The sequence below is a fragment of the Rhodobacter sp. P1_C2 genome, assembly GCF_056406375.1.
This window is the reverse complement of the sequence record NZ_JBFUAG010000006.1, coordinates 133,709-151,015: the sequence shown is the minus strand read 5'-3', so window position 1 is coordinate 151,015 and position 17,307 is coordinate 133,709. Positions and strand designations below refer to the sequence as shown.

Sequence of the window (17,307 nt, the reverse complement as noted above, 5' to 3'; positions counted from 1 at the left end):
GCCGGTCAGCCCCCTGCAGCCAGCGCCACGGCATCGGCCCCGGCGGGATAGCGCAGGCGGTCCGAGCCGTCCGTTGCGGCCAGCAGCACCGCCGCGGCCACATCGCTTTCCCGCGTCGTCAGGGCCGGGGCGGCATAGGCGGCAAAGATCGGCCGGGCGAAATCGGCATAGGCGGCGGGGATCAGGTCCGCGACCGAAACGCCGGTGTTGCTGGCAAAGCGGGTCGTCGGGCCATAGCCCGGCTCGACCAGTTTCACCCGCACCCCGAAGGCCGCCAGTTCATGGGCAAGCGAGCCGGTGAAGCCCTCGATCGCCTGTTTGCTGGCAGTATAGGCGGCGGCGAGCGGCATCGGCGTCAGGGTGACGCTGGAGGTGACGTTGACGATCACCCCTGCCCCGCGCTGCCGCATCTGCGGAATCGCCGCCTGCACCATCGCCATGGTGCCGAAGGTATTGGCCTCGAACACCTTGCGGATATGGTCCATCGGCGTCGCCTCAAAGGCGCCCACCACGCCGATGCCGGCATTGTTGACCAGAACGTCGATCGGCCCTGCCGCCGCAAACGCCGCCGCGATGCTGGCGGCATCGGTCACGTCCAAGGGAAGAAGGCGCATGCGGTCAGACGGCGGGAAGAGGCCCGCCTGCGGGCGGCGCATGGTGGCCACCACGGTCCAGCCCGCATCATGGAAGTGGCGGGCGGTGGCAAGCCCATAGCCGGAAGAGGTTCCGGTGATCAGCACGGTCTTCATCTCGATCTCCTGTTTTCGGGGAATGAGGCTTTGATACCGGCCCGAACCCGGATTATCATCAATCCAGAATCCGGATTTCATTTGCAGGAGTACGAAACTGCCCGACCCTTTGTCCGACATGATCCAGCTTCTGCAGCCACGCGCCGTCTTTGCCAAGGCGATCAGCGGCGCGGGACGCTGGGCGGTGCATTACGCGGCCTTCGGCCATCCGGGCTTTTGCGCCGTGACCGAGGGCAGCTGCCGCCTTGCGGTGGAGGGCGCGGCGCCGGTCGTGCTGGAGGCCGGGGATTTCGTGCTTTTGCCCACCACGCCGTCCTTCACCATGTCGGGCTTTGAACCGGCCCTTGCCGTCCGCATCGACCCGCATGCCGCCCCCTCCCCCGGCGGCGCGGTGCGCTATGGCCGCAGCGATGGGCCCGCCGATGTCAGCCAGATCGGCGGCTGGTTCGTCTTCGATGCGCCGGATGCCGGGCTTCTGGTGACGCTTCTGCCGCGGCTGATCCATATCCGCGGCGTGCCTAGGCTGGCGCAGATCGTGCATTTCCTGGGCGAAGAGGCGGCCGAGGCGCGGATCGGGCGCGAGCTGATCCTGTCCCGGCTGGTCGAGCTTCTGCTGATCGAGGCCCTGCGCGCCGCCCCGCTCGCGCAGACGGGGCTTGGCGTGCTGCGCGGTCTGGGCGACCCGCGCATCTCGCCCGCGCTGCACAGGTTTCATGCCGAGGTGCAACGGCCCTGGACGATCGAGGACCTCGCCCGCGTCGCCGGGCTGTCGCGCACCGCCTTCTTCGACCGTTTCCTGCGCACCGTTGGCCTGCGCCCGATGGAATATCTGCTGACCTGGCGGATGGCCCTGGCGAAAAGCCTGCTGCGGCAGGGCCATCTGGCGCTGGACGAGGTGGCAGAGCGGATCGGCTATGGCTCGGCCAGCACCTTCAGCACGGCCTTCAGCCGCCATGTCGGGATGCCCCCCGGCCGCTTCATGCGGCAGGGTCAGGTTTAGACGCCGCCGCGTCACCGGGCAGGCCGTGCAGGAACTGCGCCAGGGCCGCGCGAAAGCCCGTGACATAGCCCGGCTTGTCGTCGGATTTCGCAGGGATTTTCACCAGCTGCGCCCCGGGGATCAGGGCGGCGAGGCGCGTCGCATGGGTCCAGGGATGGATCAGGTCCCGGTCATGGCCGATCACCAGGGTCGGGATGCGCAGCGCCGCAAGATCCGCCTCGGTCACGCCCGGGCCATCGCGTGAAATCCGCGTCAAAAGGGCCGCGGTGACCGCGCGCGGCGGACGGTCGAAAAAGCCCGACAGGGAGGCCAGATTGTCCGGCGCCTCTGCTGCAAGCTGCTGCGCCTCTGGCGAACGCAGATATTCCTCGCGCTCTGCCGGGTCGGGGGCTTGCAGCAGCATTTCGCCGACATGGGCGTTCGGCTCCATGTTCTGCGGCGCGGCGGCGCAGATCCAGGCCGGCCGCGCCAGCACCAGCGCCCGGACCAGATCGGGCCGGGTGACCGCGAGGCGGAGCGCGATGGCAGCCCCCATCGAGATGCCGCCGATCACGCAGGGACCGAAGGACTGCCCTTTGATCAGGGCCGCCAGATCCTCGGCGAAGGTCGCAATCGACAGAAGGTCCAGCGGCCCGGCCGCACTTTGCCCATGGCCCCGGCAATCGAGGACGACATGCCGCGCCCCGGGCGGGGCAACCTGGGCCGGTTGCAGCGCATCGCCGCAAAGCCCGTGCTGGAAGACGAAGACCGGCCCGTCGCCGTCCTGGACATGGAAGGCAAGCTCCACCGCGCCGCGCCGGAAGGGATGGCTGGCATAACCCTGCATCACAGATCTGCCAGCCGGGTTTGGAGGAAATGCGCGACCCCGGCGGCTTCGCTGGCGGCCAGGCCATGGGTCACCACCGGGCCGTCGAATCCGGCGGCGTGAAGGGTGGACAGAAGATGCGCGAAATCGACCACGCCCTTGCCCGCCGTGGCAAAGCCGCCATCCTTGGCGCGGTCCTTGGCATGGGCCATCACGATCCGCTCGCCCAGAAGATCCACCGCCTCTTCCACCAGCCCGCGCTGCGCGTCCGGGGTCGCCGTCTCGAACTGGTTGGCGGGGTCAAGCACGATCCTGATCCGGTCCGAGCGCATTTCGTCGATCAGCCGCCGCGCCGCCCGGGCGGTGGAGATCACATTGGCCAATTCCGGCTCCACCCCCAGAAGCACGTCATGGTCCTCGGCAATCCGGAGCGCCGCGGCAAAGCTTGCCCGCATGTCGGCCCAGGCCTCGGGCGAGGTGTTGTCGGGGTGGGCGCGCCACTGGTCAAGCGGATCGCGGCTGCCGGTGCAAAGGGTCAGAAGCCGGGTGCCCATCGCCCTTGCCGCCGGCGCCAGGGCTGCAAAGGCGCGCAGGCCCTGCTGCCTGACGGCGGCATCGGGATGCGCCATGTTCCAGGTGGCGGAGAGGGCGAAGATCTGCAGCCCGTGGCGACGGGCCGCTTCGCGCACGGCCTCGGCGGTGGCGCGGTCGATATGCTCGGGCAGCGGGTTCAGCCCCGAACAGGCCATGTTGTACTGCACGCCCTGAAAGCCCGCCGCGGCAGAGGCCGCCATCACCGCCTCGGGCGTGGTGCCGGGGAAGGTCTTGGCGAAAATCCCGATCTTCACAGCCGCCCCTCCACATCCGCCAGCGCGACCCGCCGCCCCTCGCGCACCGATTGCGCGATGGCGAGCATGCCCTTCACCGTCTCGATGCCATCCTCGATCCCGGCGCCGGTCAGGGGATCGCCGGTCTGGATCGCGGTGGCAAAGCCTTCCAGCTGGCGGCGGTAGAAATGCCCATCCGCGCCGAGCGGTCGCCAGGAACTGCCGGTCGCCTCGCGGAAGATATCGACCTCGGAGGTCTTGTAATACCACGGGTTGTAGGTCTTGCCGATGACCGAGCCGTTCTGGCCATAGATCTGGAAACCCTCGTGCCAGTCCATCCGGACCGCAACCGTCAGGTCCAGATGGCCCAAGGTGCCCGAGGCAAATTCGACATCGACGAACCAGCAATACATGCCCTTGTCCTTGGACAGTCGCGCCGTCACCGCCACGATATCGCCTGCGAAATAGCGGGCGGTGTCGATCAGGTGGCTGCCATGGGCCAGCATGTAATAGCGGGCGAGATCGGCCTTGGGGTCCTCGGCCGGCCTGCGGGCCTGGGTGGATTTCACGATCAGCGGCTGGACCGCGTCGGTCATGGCGTAGCGATGGGTGCTGTCGCAGTACCAGGCCTTCAGCGCGACGATCTCGCCCATCTCCTCGTCGATGAAGCGCTTGGCCTCCTGCAGGCCAAGGTCATAGCGTTTCATATGGCCGACCTGAAAGCGTTTGCCGGTTTCCGCCACCACCTCTTGCAGCGCGCGCGCCTCGTCGAGGCCAATCGCCAGCGGCTTTTCGCACAGGACATGCTTGCCCGCCTGCAAGGCGCGGATCGAGGCGGGGACGTGGAAGGCGTCCGAGGTGGCGATGATCACCGCATCGAGCGCCGGATCGGCCAGCATCGCGTCATAGTCGGCAAAGCTCTTCTCAGGTGCATGGGTCGCGGCCATCCGGTCGCGCAGATCGGTTGCCACATCGCAGATCGCGTAAAGCCGGGCGTTTCTGGCCTTGGTGCAGCTTTCGAAATGGCCGGCCTGGGCGATCGGCCCGCAGCCCAGAACGCCGATGTTGAGTTTGGTGTCGTTCATGGTTCCTATCCTGTTGCAAAAGCCGCGCCGGCCCTGACGTCACCGCGAAGGAGGCGGCGTCGGGCAGGACGGGCCGGGGCGCAGCCCCGAAAATCCGATCGCGCGTGGCGCGCCTTGGCCTCGCGCCTCACCCCGGGCTGGCGCGGGCCATCGGGCGGCCTTCCGTGTGGGACGGCGCGCGCCCCTGCTGGACGATCTGCAGTGCGCCCCAGCTGGCCCCGGCAGACCCCAGTGCCGCGGGCAGGATGCGCTGGGTCTTGAAGATCGGCGACAGGCAGGCCGTCACCTCGGCCACCAGGGCCGCGAAAGGATAGCCCGCCATGGCCGGAACGCCGCCGCCGATGACCACGACATCCGGGTCGGTCAGCGATATCCCGGTCGCCACCGCAAGCGCCTGATCGCGCAGGAAAGTCTTGAGGTCTGCCGCCAGCCCTGGCGCGGGCGGGGCGCTGAAGATGGTCTCGATTCTGGCGCCATGCGCATCGGCGATGCGCTGCAGCACGAAGCCCGAGGCATAGGATTCCACGCTGTCCATGGCACCACCCATGCCCGGACGGCCATCGCCGCGCATCGGCACATGGCCAAGCTGCATCCGGTTGATGCCGCCGAAAAGCGCGCCATGTTCCAGAAACACCGCGCCGACCCCGGTGCCGAAATAGACACCCAGCACAAGATCCTGGCCCTTCGCGGCGCCGGCGAAGATCTCGCCCCGCGTCTGCAGGGTGGCGTCATGGTCCAGATAGACCGGCAGGCCGCACAGATCCTGCAGCGCATCGGCAAGGCCCTCCCCCTTCAGCGCGGGCAGGTTCGGCGTGTTGACGACGCCGCGGCGGCTGTGGTCGAGGGTGGAGGGCATGCCGATCACCGCGCCCGACAGACCACCGCCGACCGCCGCCTGACTGCGCCGGATCACCTCGGCCAGGATGCGGAGGGGGTCGCCCTCGCGCAGGGGTTCGGCAGAGAGGTTGAAACTGTGCAGGAGGGTCCCGGTCCCGTCGATGACAACGGCGCGCAGATTGGTGCCGCCCACGTCGACAGCAAGAACCTTGAGTGTTTCGTCCATGAACCGTCCTGAAAGCTGGGGTGTCGGAAGGCCCCGGGGGCGGCGGTTAAGGCCGCCCCCGAAGACCGGTGTTTACTTCGATTTGCCGCAGGTATCGGCACTCTCCGGCGTGCAGACCTCGAGGCCGGTGACGATGCGGTCCTCGATCTTGCCGCCGTTGATGACATCGACCAGCGATTTCACCGCCGTATAGGCCATGTCATAGGGGCGCTGGCCGATGTTGTAATGGCTCAGCCCCGCCTTCAGCAGCGGCATCTGCGGTTCGAAATTGTCCCCGAAGGAGATCACCAGGTCCTTGCTCTTCACCCGGTCGCCTCCCTGGGGTTGCGCAGGTTCGCGGTCTCGCCAGCGTTGATCGCCAGCGTCACGCCGTCCAGCGCGACGATCGCGCCGAAATGCTTCGAGACATTCTCCAGTTTGATCAGACTCACGCGCCCCTCCCCGAACTCGCTTGGCTTCCTTGGTGTTAGTATAGTTTCTGAACTAAAGGCAAGTCAAGCGCCTCGCAACCTGGCGCGGCTTGGGCTAGAAGGGGCGGAGGAGGGGCAGTTTTGGCAACACCGTCGACAGTCAGAAAGATCAACGGGGCGGCGGCCTTGCAGGCGCTCTTCAGCGAGGGGCCGATGACCCGCGCCGATCTGGCCCGCAGGCTGGACCTGACCAAGGCCAGCGTCACCAGCATCGTCGCGCAGTTGCAGGACCATGGGTACCTGCAAAGCGGCGAGGCTTCGGAGCCCGGAAGGATCGGGCGGCCCGGCACCTTCGTGGAGATCCGGCCGCAGGGCGCCAGTTTCATCGGGATCGAGATCGGCGTGGACCGGATGAATGCCGTGACGATGGACCTTGCAGGGCGCGCGGGCAACCCGCTGGAGATGCGCGACCAGTTTCCCGGCAAGCCGCAGGCCCATGTGATCGACGCACTGGAAGCGCTGTACCGCGAGGCGCGGGCCCGGCTTGGCGCCGAGGCGGCGGCGGTCAAGGCGGTGCGGGTGGCGGTGCCGGGCTATGTGCGCGACCGCACGCATCTGATCGACGCCTCGATCCTCGGCTGGCGGCAGGTGCCGCTCGGCCGCATCCTCAGCGAAAGGCTCGGCACCGAGGTGCTGATCGAGAATGACGCCAATGCCTCGGCCTTTGCCGAATGGTATTTGCGCCCCGACCTGCGCGGCGCCTCGATCTATCTGATCCTGCTGGAAACCGGGGTCGGCGGCGCCTGCATCGCCGAGGGGCAGCTTGCCGTCGGGCGCAACGGCCTTGCCGGAGAGCTGGGCCATATCCGCTTTCCACAGGCGCCCGATGGCGCGACCCGGTTTGGCCGCTCGGCCCCGCTGGAAGAGATGATCGGCAAGAAGGCCCTGCTCGCCCGGCTGCGCGGCAAGGGGCTGGCGGTGCAGGATCTGGCGGGCGTCGCCGCATTTGTCGCCGGGGGCGATGCGACGGCGGCTTCGGTGCTGGAGGACTGGGCCGCCTGCCTTGGCGTGACGGCATCGCTGATCGCGCTGACCTGCGACGTGGACCAGATCCTCATCGGCGGCGAGATGGCCGCCCTCTTCGATCTGGCCGAGCCGACCATGCAGAAGGAACTGGCCGCGATCCTGCCGCCGGGCTTTCCGGTCCCGAAATTGACCAAGGCGAAGTTCCGCGAAGACGGCGGCGCGGTCGGGGCGGCAGCGCTTGGCCATGCGCATTTCCTGAAAACGGTCTGACCGCCTGCCACGCCGCGGCCAAATCCCTGTCGCGGACGCGGAAGCCTGCGCCTATACTCCCCCCACGCGACCGGGGAGGTGGGCGGGACCAGATGCGACTGTTGATCGTGGAGGATAACGAACCGCTCTCGGACTGGCTGGCCCGTCTGTTGCGGTCAGAGAATTATGTCGTCGATTGCGTGGCCGAGGGCGAAGCCGTCGTCGACGGCGTGGCGCTGGAGAATTACGATCTGGCCATCGTCGACCTTGGCCTGCCCGGCATCGGCGGGGTCGAGGTGATCCGCACCCTGCGCGCCCGCCAGATCCAGCTGCCGATCCTGATCCTGACGGCGGAAGGCGCGCTCAGCCGCAGGGTCGAGGGGCTGAACGCCGGCGCCGACGATTACATGACCAAACCCTTCGAGGTCGAAGAGCTGACCGCCCGCATCCGCGCCCTGATGCGCCGTGCCGGCAAGACCCTGCGGCAGGAGCTGCGCTTTGGCGCGCTGGTCTTCGACCAGAACGCGCTGCAGTTCTCGATCAACGACCAGCCCCTTGCCCTGTCGCGGCGCGAACATGTGATCCTCGAGGCGCTGATCCGCCGCGCCGGGGCCACGGTCAGCAAGGAGACCCTGCTGGAAAGCTGCTATGGCCATGGCGACGATGTGAACCTCAGCGCGATCGAGGTGATCGTCCACCGCCTGCGCCGCAAGCTGGAACACAGCCAGATCGGCATCGCCACGCTGCGCGGCCTTGGCTATGTGCTGCGGCAAGAGAAAAGATGACCAGCGCCGCCGGCAGCCTGCGGGTCAACCTGATGCTCTGGCTGTTCGGGCCGGTGGTGGCGATCCTCGGCATCAGCCTCTGGCTCTCCTATGCCTCGGCGATGGGTCAGGCCACCGGGATGATGGACCGCCAGATCCTCGCCTCGGCCCGGATGATCGCCGAACAGACGCGGTTCCGCGATGGCGCGGTGCAGGTCATCGTGCCGCCCGCGGCGCTGGAGCTCTTCGCCTCGGACAGCCATGACGAGATCGCCTATGCGGTCTTCGACCAGCAGCGTGACCTGATTGCGGGCTTTCCCGGCTTGGCCCTGCCCGCCACCCTGCCTGCGGTCTTCGACTGGCTGACGCTGGCGACCCGCTTTCGGACCGAGGACATGAATGCCGTGGTCCTGCGCCAGTCCGTCATCACGCCCGAGGGCACGGTGCCCGTCACCGTCATGGTGGGCGAGACGCTGAAGGCGCGCGATGCGATGGTGCGCAGTCTGTGGCAGCGCGGCTTTCTGGAGGAGGCGGCCCTCGTCGTCGCGGCGGCCCTGTCGATCTGGATCGGCATCACCCGCGAATTGCGCCCGCTTCTGCGGCTGCGCCGGGCGGTGCTGGACAAGCCCGCCGACGGCTTCGACCCTTTCGACGCCAGCGCCGTGCAAAGCGAGATCCGCCCGATGGTTCTGGCGCTGAACGACCATATGGCGCGGCTGGCCGCCTATCTGGACCGGCAGCGCCGCTTTCTGGACAGCACCGCGCATCAGATGCGCACGCCGCTGGCGGTGATGAAGACGCAGGTCGGCCTCGCCCATCGCAGCCGCGACGCCGCTGAAACCTCGGCCGTGCTGACCGAGATCGACGCCTCGCTCACCGCCATGTCGCGCCTGACCAGCCAGCTTCTGACCCTTGGCCGGGTCGAACACGAACGCGCCCAGCTGGCGGTGGAGCGTGTCGATCTGGCCGCCGTGGCGCGCGAGGTCGCAAGCCTGATCGCGCCGCTCGCCCTTGATGCCGATGTCGATCTGGAAGTGTCGGCGGATCTGCCCTGCCCGGTCGCCGCCTCGGCCATCCTCTTGCGCGAGGCGGTGGCGAACCTGGTCGAGAATGCCGTGGCCCATGCCGGGGCCGGGGCGGTGGCGGTGCTGACCGTCGGCCAGGAGGCGGGGATGGGCGTCCTGACCCTTTGCGACACCGGGCGCGGCATTGAACCCGGCGACCGGGCGCGGCTGTTCCAGCGGTTCCAGCGCGGCCAGACCGCAGCGCCCGGGGGCAGCGGTCTCGGCCTTGCCATCGTCGCCGAGATTGCCGAGATGTTCGGTGGTGCGGCCGGGCTGATCGACCCGCCGGGCGGCCGCGGCTTTGCCGTGCGGCTGGAATTGCCGCTGGCTCAGGGTGCTGCGGCGTCGACGAACCGGTTGGTATAGGTGCGCTTGAGGTCGATGGTGGCGGGGCTGACCCCTTCCATGAAGCCGGAAAGCACGGCCAGCACATTCTCCGGCCCGCCTTCGGGCATCCGCCCGTCGGGGGTGAACATGGCCTTGCCCGCGGCGAGCGCCCGGACATACATCGCCCGGTCGCCGGCGTAGAAATCGGCCGGCACATGGGCCGCGATCTCGCCCGCGTCATGGCTTGCGATATAGCGCATGCTGCGCACGAAGGCATTGGCGAGCTTCTGCACCGTATCGGGGTGTGCTGCGACCCAGCCGCTGTCCATGTAAAGGCAGGCCGCCGGGTAAAGACCGCCAAGCGCCGCCCGCGTCCCCTCGACCGTGCGCAGATCGACCAGCACCCGCGCCTCGCCCGATGCCAGAAGGCGCGAGACGGTCGGCTCGGTCGTCATCGCCGCCTGGATATGGTCCTGCTGCAGGGCGGCGATCAGCGGGTCCCCGGCGCCGACCGGCACCGGTGTGACATCGCGCATCGCAAGGCCGGCATGGACCAGCAGGTATTCGGTCAGAAAATCGGTCGACGATCCCAGCCCCGTCACCCCCAGCCTCAGCCCGCGCAAGCCCGCGACCGTGGTGACCTGCGGCAGGCGCGACGAGACCAGCTCCACCTCGCCGGGGGCGCGGCTGAATTGCACGACGGACTGGGTGTATTTGCCAAGCGCCTGCAGCTGGATGTTATGGTCGTAAAAGCCGATCACCCCCTGCACCGCGCCGGCCAGCATCTCGTCCGCGGCCTCGGCCCCGGCGGGTTCGGAGAGGATGTCGACATCCACCCCCGCATCGGTGAAATAGCCGAGGTTCTGCGCCAGGATCAGCGGCAGGTAGATCTGCTTTTCGATGCCGCCGACCATCAGCGACACCCGCTCGGCCCGGGCCTGCAGCGGCAGCATCGCCGCCACGCCGAGGGCGAGGGCGCTGAGGGCGGGAAGGATAACCTTTCGCGACATGGACGACATCCTGCTGAAGTTCCTGCCTGCCGTCTGCCCAGCATGAACCCTGCGGGCCCCTGCGTCGAGACGGTTGCGGATCGCACCAGTGCTGCGGGCCGCGGCAAGGGGCTTCTGGCGCCCCCTGCCCCGGCCCGGCAGGCCTTTGCGCTTACTTCACGCCTTCCAGCTTCTTGGCGGCGAGGACGAAGTCATTGGTATAGGTCTTGGACAGATCGGCCGTCCCCTTGACCTTGCCCGCGGCCTTTTCGATCTCCATCACCGTCTTCGGGCCGCTTTCCGGCATGATCCCGGCGCCGTCGATGTTGAACTGGCCCCAGTCGGCCTTCAGCGCCGCGACATATTCCTCTTTCGAGGTCAGCTGGTTGGAGACGAAATCCGCCGGCATCACATCTGCCACGTCGGCGGCGGTATGGCTGCGCATCCAGACCATCGTGGCCACCAGCGCGTTGACCACGGCCTGGGTCTCTTTCGGATGCTTGGCCACCCAGTCGGTATTGGCCAGGACCGAGGCCGCGGGATAGGCGCCGCCGAGCCATTTCGTGGCGCCCTCGCCGGTGGCAAGGTCGATGGCGGGATAGCCCACATCCAGCTTTTCGATCGCGTTCACCGTGGGTTGGGTGGTGATGCCGCAGAGGGCCTTGTTGAACTTCAGGGCCGCGATCATCGTCTGGCCGGCGCCTGCCGCCACCTTGGTGTAATCATTGGCCTGCATCCCGGCGCGGGCCGACACATAGCTGACCAGCGCATCGGTGCCCGAGCCGAGGTCGGTCACCCCCACCGACTGGCCCTTCCAGTCGGTCGGCGCCTTCACGCTGCTGCCCTTGGCGCACATGATCCGCTCGCCCGGGGCGACGGACAGCTGGATCACGTCCAGCACGTTCTTGCCCTTCTCCTGCAACTCGATCGTGTGGTTGTACCAGGCGCCGGCCATGTCGACCTGCCCGGACAGAAGCGCATCCTCGGCGCCGACACCGCCGGCATGTTCGGTCGAAAGCTCGACATTCACGCCGTATTTCTTGTACATGCCCAGGCTTTCGGCCAGCTGGTAGGGCAGGTAGATCTGCTTGTCGATGCCGCCGACCATCAGGGTCACCTTGGGCATGTCCTCGGCCCGGGCCGCGGGGGCAAGCAGCGTCGCCCCCGGCACAGCCACCGCCATCGAGGTCGCCATCAGGGCCGCCATCTTCGTGAGTTTCATCATGTCCTCCTCCGTTTTGGTTCATCCAGTGCGCTGGATCTTGGTCGCGGGCCTTCCGGCCTCCCTGCCGTCAGAGCCCTTGAATGGTGCTGTCGCGGGTGTTGTTGGGCTGCCAGGCCAGAAGGCGCTTTTCGACCTTGGCCATCAGCCATTCGGCGCCAAGCGCGAGGGACCCGATCACCAGCATCGCGCCGAAGACGCCATTGGCATCGAAGGTGTTCTGCGCCGTGGCGATCACCAGGCCAAGGCCGCGCTGTGCGCCCAGGAACTCTCCGACGATCGCCCCGATGATCGAGAAGCCCAGGGCCACATGCAGGCTGGCGATGATCCAGGTCATGGCCGAGGGGAAGACGACATGGGTGACGACCTGCCACCGCGAGGCGCCAAGGATGCGGGCGTTCGAGATCAGGTTGCGGTCGACGCTGCGCACGCCCTGAAAGGCGTTGAAGAAGACCACGAAGAAGACCAGCACCGCCGCCAGCAACACCTTGGACGGCAGGCCGAGCCCGAGCCACATCACGAAGATCGACCCCAGCACGATGCGCGGCAAGGCGTTGACGATCTTGATATAGGGCCCGATCACATCGGCAAGGTAGGGGATCTCTCCCAGAAGAACGCCGAAGACCACGCCGCTCGTCACCCCGGCGACGAAGCCCAGCAGGGATTCCTCCAGCGTCACCCAGATCTGCAGCCAGAACGAGCCATAGGCCGTGCCGTTCAGCGCCCAGGTGTAAAGCCGCACGCAGATGCCCCAGGGCGAGCCGAAGAAGAACGGATCGATGAAGCCGGTCCGCGCCGCCACCTCCCAGCCCAGCACGATGAAGAGGAAGATCGCCACCTGGCCCAGAAGGACCATCTGCCGATAGCGCCGCAAGCGCGCCCGCGCCTGGGCAGAGAGGCTCGCCTCGTCCGAGGCGGCGGGCGGGGCGGTCATCGAAAGGGCGGTCATGCGCGGGCTCCTCTGGCTTTGGCCGCGATGGCGGACCGGCTGTAGGTCTGTTCGACCTCTTCGCGCAGCGCGCCCCAGATCTGCTGGTAAAGCTCCAGGAACCGCGGATCGAAGCGGATGTCCTGCAGCGCACCGCGCGGGCGCGGCAGGTCGATGTCGAAGACCGCCTTGACGGTGCCCGGCCCGGCGGTGATCACCACCACCTTGTCGGCGAGGAAGATCGCCTCCTCCAGGTCATGCGTCACGAAGATGACCGAGGGGCGCTGACGCTCCCAAAGGGTCAGAAGCTCGTTCGACATGATGGCGCGGGTCTGCACGTCCAGCGCCGAGAAGGGCTCGTCCATCAGCAGGATCGAGGGGTCGTTGATCAGCGCCGCGGCGAGGCTGACGCGCTTGCGCATCCCCCCCGACAGCTGGTGCGGGTAATGGTGTTCGAAGCCGGCCAGACCCACGGTCTGCAGCCAGTCCATCGCCCGGGCCATCGCCTCCTTGCGGGCCATGCCGCGGAACAGCGGCCCAAGCGCCACATTGTCGGCCACCGGTTTCCAGGGCAGCAGGGCATCGGCCTGAAAGACGAAACTCGCCCCCCGGGTGACGCCATCGACCGGCCGGCCCGAGACGCGGACCGTGCCGGCGCTTGGCCGCTCCAACCCGGCGGCAAGGGTCAGCGTGGTGGATTTGCCGCAGCCAGTGGGGCCCACGACGGCGCAGAACTGGCCCGGCTCCACCACCAGGGTGACATCGCGGATCGCGGTCATCGCAGCCCCGGTGGGCGTGACGAACCGCTTGGTGACATTGGTCAGCTCGACCCCGCCCAAACCATCGCTGCGCCCCGTCATGCCCCACCCCCGCGCCGCGGCATGGCTGGGCCTTCCGGCAAAATCTGCCAGTGCAACATCCGTCATCTCCTCCCGTTCAGGTGCCGCGTGCCGGGGTCGGACCCGCCGCGACTCTCATTGCGGTCCTCTATGAACCCTGAAGCTTTCATTCAGCTTTCAGTCCGGGGCGAAGATGAGAATTGCCAGGTTTCGGGCGGCGCGGGGCTGAAGGGCGCAATCTGGTGCTGGCCAAAGCCCCGGCCTGGCCCTAGGGTGGTTTTCAGCCCTGCGTGGCACGCTTTGACCCGGTTTTCGAACCAAAAGGTCAAAAAACGACGCTTTGAATGCCACTTGCGGCATCCTGCAAAGCCGTATAGCGCTGCACCTGCCGTCACGACGGCCTCAACTGCCCCCCGCAAAGAGACGGACCGAAGCCTTGCCCGACCTCACCCTCATGCGCGCCGAGCTGGCCGCGCATTACGACCTTGCCCCCTCGCTCGCCGCCGCCGAAGCCACGCGCGAGATCCATGCGAAGATGGCGCGCGTGGTGCCCTTCGCCGATTGGGCGATCTTTGCGCCCTATGTCCAGGCCATCAACCGGCTGAAAGCCGAACGCAACGCGGTGATCCTCGGCCACAACTACATGACGCCCGAGATCTACCACGGCGTGGCCGATTTCGTCGGCGACAGCCTGCAGCTGGCGGTCAAGGCCACCGAGGTCGAGGCCGATGTCATCGTGCAATGCGGCGTGCATTTCATGGCCGAGACCTCGAAGATCATGAACCCGGCCAAGACCGTGCTTATGCCCGACATGGCGGCGGGCTGCTCGCTGGCGGAATCGATCACCGCCGAAGGCGTGGCCGAGATGCGCGCCCGCTATCCCGGCGCGCCGGTGGTGTCCTATGTCAACACCACGGCCGAGGTGAAGGCCGCCTCGGACGTCTGCTGCACCTCTGCCAATGCCTTGCAGATCGTCAACGCGATGGAGGGCGACACGGTCATCATGACGCCCGACAAGTTCCTCGCGCAGAACGTGGCGGCCCTGTCGCCGAAGCGCGTCGTCTGGTGGGACGGCGCCTGCATCGTGCATGAACGCTACCGGGCCGAGGATCTGCGCGCCTACCGCGAGGGCCATCCCGGCGTTGCGATCATCGCCCATCCCGAATGCCCGCCCGATGTGGTGGCCGAGGCCGATTTCACCGGCTCGACCAAGGGGATCATCGACTGGGTCCATGCCCATAAACCGGCGCAGGCGATGCTTGTCACCGAATGTTCGATGGCCTCCAACATCGCCGATGAACTGCCCGAGGTCGATTTCGCCAAGCCCTGCAACCTCTGCCCCTATATGAAGATGATCACGCTGGAGAAGGTGCTTTACGCCCTCCACTCCATGACCGGCGCGATCGAGATCGATCCGGCGGTCGCGTCCCGCGCCCGGCTGGCGGTGCAGCGGATGATCGACATCAGCCGCAAGGCTGCGGCCTGAGATGGCAGAGGCCAGCCTGACCGGAACGGGCCCCGGGATCGAAACCGGCCGGGTGATCATCGTCGGCGCGGGGCTCGGCGGGCTTTATGCCGCGCTGAACCTCGCCCCCCTGCCCGTCCTGATGATCTCGCCCGAGGTTCTGGGCCAGGGCGCAAGCTCGGCCTGGGCGCAGGGCGGGATCGCGGCGGCGATGGCTGCGGCGGACAGTCCGGAGGATCATGCCGCCGATACGGTCAAGGCGGGCGCGGGCACGGTGGACGCCGGGGTGGCCGCCAGCGTCACCGCCGAGGCGCGGGCCCATATCCTGGACCTGACCGCCCTTGGCACGCCCTTCGATCGCGACGCTGCCGGCGGTTATGTCCTGTCGCGCGAGGCGGCGCATGGCATGGCCCGCGTGGTGCGGGTGCAGGGCGACCAGGCCGGGCGCGAGATCATGGCCAGCCTGATCGCCGAGGTGCGCCGCACGCCCTCGATCCAGGTGGCCGAGGGTCTGGTGGCCGTGGCGCTGGCGACCGAGGCGGGCCGGGTCACCGGCGTGCAGGTGACGGCGGCGGATGGCAGCAGCGGCACGCTGACCTTGCGCGGGTCGGCCGTGCTGATGGCGGGGGGCGGCTCGGGCGGGCTTTACGCGCTGACCACCAACCCGCCGCGCATCCGGGGTCAGGTCATCGGCATGGCGGCCCGCGCCGGGGCGGTGATCGCCGATGCCGAATTCGTGCAATTCCACCCGACCGCCATCGACTGCGGCCAGGACCCTGCCCCGCTGGCCACCGAGGCGCTGCGTGGCGAGGGGGCCACCCTGATCAACCGCCACGGCACCCGCTTCATGCTGGGGCTGCACCCCGATGCTGAACTGGCCCCGCGCGACGTGGTGGCGCGGGCGATCTTTGCCGAAACCCGGGCCGGGCGGCACCCGATGCTGGACCTGCGCCAGATCCCCGACCTTACCACCCGCTTTCCCGCCGTGTCCGAGGCCTGCCGCCGCGCCGGGATCGACCCCGCCACCGCCGCCGTCCCGGTCGCCGCCGCCGCGCATTACCACATGGGCGGGATCGCGGTCACTTCCACCGGCCGGTCCAGCCTCGCCGGGCTTTGGGCCTGCGGTGAGGCGAGTGCGACCGGCCTGCATGGCGCCAATCGCCTCGCCTCGAACGGTTTGCTCGAGGCGCTGGTCTATGCCCGCCGCGCCGCACGCGACATCGCCGCGGAGGCGCCGCCGCAGGGAGGTCTCGCCCCCGTCCAGCTTTCCTTGCCGCCGGGGGGTTCGGCCTCCGTCGCCGCCCTGACCGATCAGCTGCGCCAGGTGATGACCGCCGAGGTCGGCGTGGTGCGGCAGGCCGAGGGGCTGCAAACCGCCCTTCTGCGCATCGCCGCGCTGGAGGCGCAGGCCGGTGCCCATGCCGCTTTCCGCAACATGACGGCCACCGCCACCCTGATCGCCGCCGCGGCCCTGATGCGGCGCGAATCGCGCGGCGCGCATTGTCGCAGCGACTTTCCCCTGACCGACCCGGCCCAGGCCCATCGCAGCCGCCTGACCCTGCCGCAAGCCCTGGCCCTGCGCCAAACCCTTCTGGAACCTGCCCGATGACCCTTGCCCTGCCCGACCTCTTGCTGGAACCCCTCGTCCGCGCCGCCCTGATCGAGGATCTGGGCCCCGCCGGCGACATCACCACCCGGCTCGTCATCCCGCCCGCCACCCGCTACCGCGCCCGGCTGAACGCGCGCGAGGCGGGGGTCGTGTCGGGGCTGCAGGTCGCGGCCATCGCCTTCCTGCTGGTCGATCCCGCGCTCTCCCTCACCCTGCACCGCGCCGATGGCAGCCCCTGCGCCGCGGGCGATCTGCTGATGGAGGTCGAGGGGCCGGCCGCCGCGATCCTGTCGGCCGAGAGGGTCGCGCTGAACTTTGCCGGGCGGCTTTCCGGCATCGCCACGCTGACCGCCGCCTTCGTCTCCGAAACCAGCGGCAGCCGGACCCGCATCACCTGCACCCGCAAGACGACCCCCGGCCTGCGGCTGGTCGAAAAGGCCGCCGTCCTGCATGGCGGCGGCTTCAACCACCGCTTCGGCCTTGGCGATGCGATCCTGATCAAGGACAACCACATCGCCGCCGCCGGGGGCATCCGCGCGGCGCTGGAGGCGGCCCGCGCAGGTGCCTCGCACATGATGAAGATCGAGGTCGAGGTCGACACCCTCGCCCAGCTGTCCGAGGTGCTGGCGGTGGGTGGCGCCGATGCCGTCCTTCTGGACAATATGGACACCCCGACCCTGCGGCAGGCCGTGGGTCTGGTGGACGGGCGCCTGACCACCGAGGCCTCTGGCAACATGGCGCTGTCCCGCATCGCCGAGGTGGCCGCAACCGGGGTCGATTATATCTCGGCCGGGGCGCTGACCCATTCGGCCCGCACGCTGGACCTGGGTCTGGATTTCTGAACGCCTGACACCCCGACCGGCGCTTTGCCGCTGCCTTCCAGCGG

Annotated in this window: 18 protein-coding genes; 7 read left to right on the top strand and 11 right to left on the bottom strand. The window is 68.3% G+C overall.

All coding sequences use genetic code 11. The features are described 5' to 3' along the window. Positions 1-5: 5 nt before the first annotated feature. The gene (locus AC1DZT_RS11580; protein ID WP_478006790.1) at positions 6-749 is read right to left on the bottom strand and encodes an SDR family oxidoreductase; all 744 of its coding nucleotides are present in this window, start codon (positions 747-749) and stop codon (positions 6-8) included. A 118-nt stretch (positions 750-867) separates the two neighbouring features. Here AC1DZT_RS11580 and AC1DZT_RS11575 point away from each other — a divergent pair, with 118 nt between their 5' ends. Then, positions 868-1,749, top strand: a complete 882-nt coding sequence (locus AC1DZT_RS11575) for an AraC family transcriptional regulator (protein WP_478006789.1) — start codon at positions 868-870, stop codon at positions 1,747-1,749. Here AC1DZT_RS11575 and AC1DZT_RS11570 read toward each other — a convergent pair. The 6 genes from AC1DZT_RS11570 to AC1DZT_RS11545 all read right to left on the bottom strand — a co-directional run bounded on the left by AC1DZT_RS11570 (position 1,727) and on the right by AC1DZT_RS11545 (position 5,960). Continuing rightward, a complete protein-coding gene (locus AC1DZT_RS11570) occupies positions 1,727-2,575 on the bottom strand; it encodes an alpha/beta fold hydrolase (RefSeq protein ID WP_478006788.1) in 849 nt (282 codons plus the stop codon). The genes AC1DZT_RS11575 and AC1DZT_RS11570 overlap by 23 nt on opposite strands. Further along, the gene (locus AC1DZT_RS11565; protein WP_478006787.1) at positions 2,575-3,402 is read right to left on the bottom strand and encodes a sugar phosphate isomerase/epimerase family protein; all 828 of its coding nucleotides are present in this window, start codon (positions 3,400-3,402) and stop codon (positions 2,575-2,577) included. The genes AC1DZT_RS11570 and AC1DZT_RS11565 overlap by 1 nt, the downstream gene beginning before the upstream one ends. Next, positions 3,399-4,466: a Gfo/Idh/MocA family protein gene (locus tag AC1DZT_RS11560; protein WP_478006786.1), complete on the bottom strand. Its 1,068-nt coding sequence runs from the start codon at positions 4,464-4,466 to the stop codon at positions 3,399-3,401. Before AC1DZT_RS11560 ends, AC1DZT_RS11565 begins: the two co-directional genes overlap by 4 nt. Positions 4,467-4,593: 127 nt before the next feature. Continuing rightward, complete coding sequence (locus tag AC1DZT_RS11555; protein ID WP_478006785.1) at positions 4,594-5,529, bottom strand: ROK family protein; 936 nt, start codon at positions 5,527-5,529, stop codon at positions 4,594-4,596. A gap of 72 nt (positions 5,530-5,601) precedes the next feature. After that, positions 5,602-5,835, bottom strand: coding sequence for a hypothetical protein (locus AC1DZT_RS11550; protein WP_478006784.1), 234 nt, complete (start codon positions 5,833-5,835; stop codon positions 5,602-5,604). Then, on the bottom strand, positions 5,832-5,960 hold the full coding sequence (locus AC1DZT_RS11545; RefSeq protein WP_478006783.1) for a hypothetical protein: 129 nt from the start codon (positions 5,958-5,960) through the stop codon (positions 5,832-5,834). The genes AC1DZT_RS11550 and AC1DZT_RS11545 overlap by 4 nt, the downstream gene beginning before the upstream one ends. A 120-nt stretch (positions 5,961-6,080) precedes the next feature. Here AC1DZT_RS11545 and AC1DZT_RS11540 point away from each other — a divergent pair, with 120 nt between their 5' ends. From AC1DZT_RS11540 to AC1DZT_RS11530, 3 genes are all read left to right on the top strand, one after another. Next, positions 6,081-7,235 carry an ROK family transcriptional regulator gene (locus AC1DZT_RS11540; RefSeq protein ID WP_478006782.1) on the top strand — a complete coding sequence of 385 codons (1,155 nt, stop codon included), beginning with the start codon at positions 6,081-6,083 and terminating at the stop codon, positions 7,233-7,235. Positions 7,236-7,327: 92 nt separating this feature from the next. Then, positions 7,328-7,999, top strand: a complete 672-nt coding sequence (locus AC1DZT_RS11535; protein ID WP_478006781.1) for a response regulator — start codon at positions 7,328-7,330, stop codon at positions 7,997-7,999. Further along, a complete protein-coding gene (locus AC1DZT_RS11530) occupies positions 7,996-9,408 on the top strand; it encodes a sensor histidine kinase (RefSeq protein ID WP_478006780.1) in 1,413 nt (470 codons plus the stop codon). Before AC1DZT_RS11535 ends, AC1DZT_RS11530 begins: the two co-directional genes overlap by 4 nt. Here the strand turns inward: AC1DZT_RS11530 and AC1DZT_RS11525 are convergent. From AC1DZT_RS11525 to AC1DZT_RS11510, 4 genes are all read right to left on the bottom strand, one after another. Beyond that, a complete protein-coding gene (locus AC1DZT_RS11525) occupies positions 9,372-10,379 on the bottom strand; it encodes an ABC transporter substrate-binding protein (RefSeq protein ID WP_478006779.1) in 1,008 nt (335 codons plus the stop codon). The two genes, AC1DZT_RS11530 and AC1DZT_RS11525, sit on opposite strands and share 37 nt — an antisense overlap. Before the next feature lie 151 nt (positions 10,380-10,530). Beyond that, positions 10,531-11,583: an ABC transporter substrate-binding protein gene (locus AC1DZT_RS11520; RefSeq protein ID WP_478006778.1), complete on the bottom strand. Its 1,053-nt coding sequence runs from the start codon at positions 11,581-11,583 to the stop codon at positions 10,531-10,533. Positions 11,584-11,650: 67 nt separating this feature from the next. Further along, positions 11,651-12,529, bottom strand: coding sequence for an ABC transporter permease (locus tag AC1DZT_RS11515; protein ID WP_478006777.1), 879 nt, complete (start codon positions 12,527-12,529; stop codon positions 11,651-11,653). Further along, positions 12,526-13,434, bottom strand: coding sequence for an ABC transporter ATP-binding protein (locus tag AC1DZT_RS11510; RefSeq protein WP_478006776.1), 909 nt, complete (start codon positions 13,432-13,434; stop codon positions 12,526-12,528). Before AC1DZT_RS11510 ends, AC1DZT_RS11515 begins: the two co-directional genes overlap by 4 nt. A gap of 367 nt (positions 13,435-13,801) precedes the next feature. Here AC1DZT_RS11510 and nadA point away from each other — a divergent pair, with 367 nt between their 5' ends. From nadA to nadC, 3 genes are read left to right on the top strand one after another with little or no spacing between them, the layout of a single operon-like run. Then, positions 13,802-14,833: a quinolinate synthase NadA gene (gene nadA, locus AC1DZT_RS11505; RefSeq protein ID WP_478006945.1), complete on the top strand. Its 1,032-nt coding sequence runs from the start codon at positions 13,802-13,804 to the stop codon at positions 14,831-14,833. Between the two features lies 1 nt (position 14,834). Beyond that, positions 14,835-16,421, top strand: coding sequence for an L-aspartate oxidase (locus AC1DZT_RS11500; protein WP_478006775.1), 1,587 nt, complete (start codon positions 14,835-14,837; stop codon positions 16,419-16,421). After that, a complete protein-coding gene (nadC, locus tag AC1DZT_RS11495; protein WP_478006774.1) occupies positions 16,418-17,263 on the top strand; it encodes a carboxylating nicotinate-nucleotide diphosphorylase in 846 nt (281 codons plus the stop codon). Before AC1DZT_RS11500 ends, nadC begins: the two co-directional genes overlap by 4 nt. Positions 17,264-17,307 lie beyond the last annotated feature (44 nt).

Coding starts and splice junctions, on each gene's coding strand:
- AC1DZT_RS11580 (WP_478006790.1), bottom strand. CDS start 749: ATGAAGACCGTGCTGATCACCGGAACCTCTTCCGGCTATGGGCTTGCC.
- AC1DZT_RS11575 (WP_478006789.1), top strand. CDS start 868: ATGATCCAGCTTCTGCAGCCACGCGCCGTCTTTGCCAAGGCGATCAGC.
- AC1DZT_RS11570 (WP_478006788.1), bottom strand. CDS start 2,575: ATGCAGGGTTATGCCAGCCATCCCTTCCGGCGCGGCGCGGTGGAGCTT.
- AC1DZT_RS11560 (WP_478006786.1), bottom strand. CDS start 4,466: ATGAACGACACCAAACTCAACATCGGCGTTCTGGGCTGCGGGCCGATC.
- AC1DZT_RS11555 (WP_478006785.1), bottom strand. CDS start 5,529: ATGGACGAAACACTCAAGGTTCTTGCTGTCGACGTGGGCGGCACCAAT.
- AC1DZT_RS11535 (WP_478006781.1), top strand. CDS start 7,328: ATGCGACTGTTGATCGTGGAGGATAACGAACCGCTCTCGGACTGGCTG.
- AC1DZT_RS11530 (WP_478006780.1), top strand. CDS start 7,996: ATGACCAGCGCCGCCGGCAGCCTGCGGGTCAACCTGATGCTCTGGCTG.
- AC1DZT_RS11525 (WP_478006779.1), bottom strand. CDS start 10,379: ATGTCGCGAAAGGTTATCCTTCCCGCCCTCAGCGCCCTCGCCCTCGGC.
- AC1DZT_RS11520 (WP_478006778.1), bottom strand. CDS start 11,583: ATGATGAAACTCACGAAGATGGCGGCCCTGATGGCGACCTCGATGGCG.
- AC1DZT_RS11515 (WP_478006777.1), bottom strand. CDS start 12,529: ATGACCGCCCTTTCGATGACCGCCCCGCCCGCCGCCTCGGACGAGGCG.
- AC1DZT_RS11510 (WP_478006776.1), bottom strand. CDS start 13,434: ATGACGGATGTTGCACTGGCAGATTTTGCCGGAAGGCCCAGCCATGCC.
- nadA (WP_478006945.1), top strand. CDS start 13,802: ATGCGCGCCGAGCTGGCCGCGCATTACGACCTTGCCCCCTCGCTCGCC.
- AC1DZT_RS11500 (WP_478006775.1), top strand. CDS start 14,835: ATGGCAGAGGCCAGCCTGACCGGAACGGGCCCCGGGATCGAAACCGGC.
- nadC (WP_478006774.1), top strand. CDS start 16,418: ATGACCCTTGCCCTGCCCGACCTCTTGCTGGAACCCCTCGTCCGCGCC.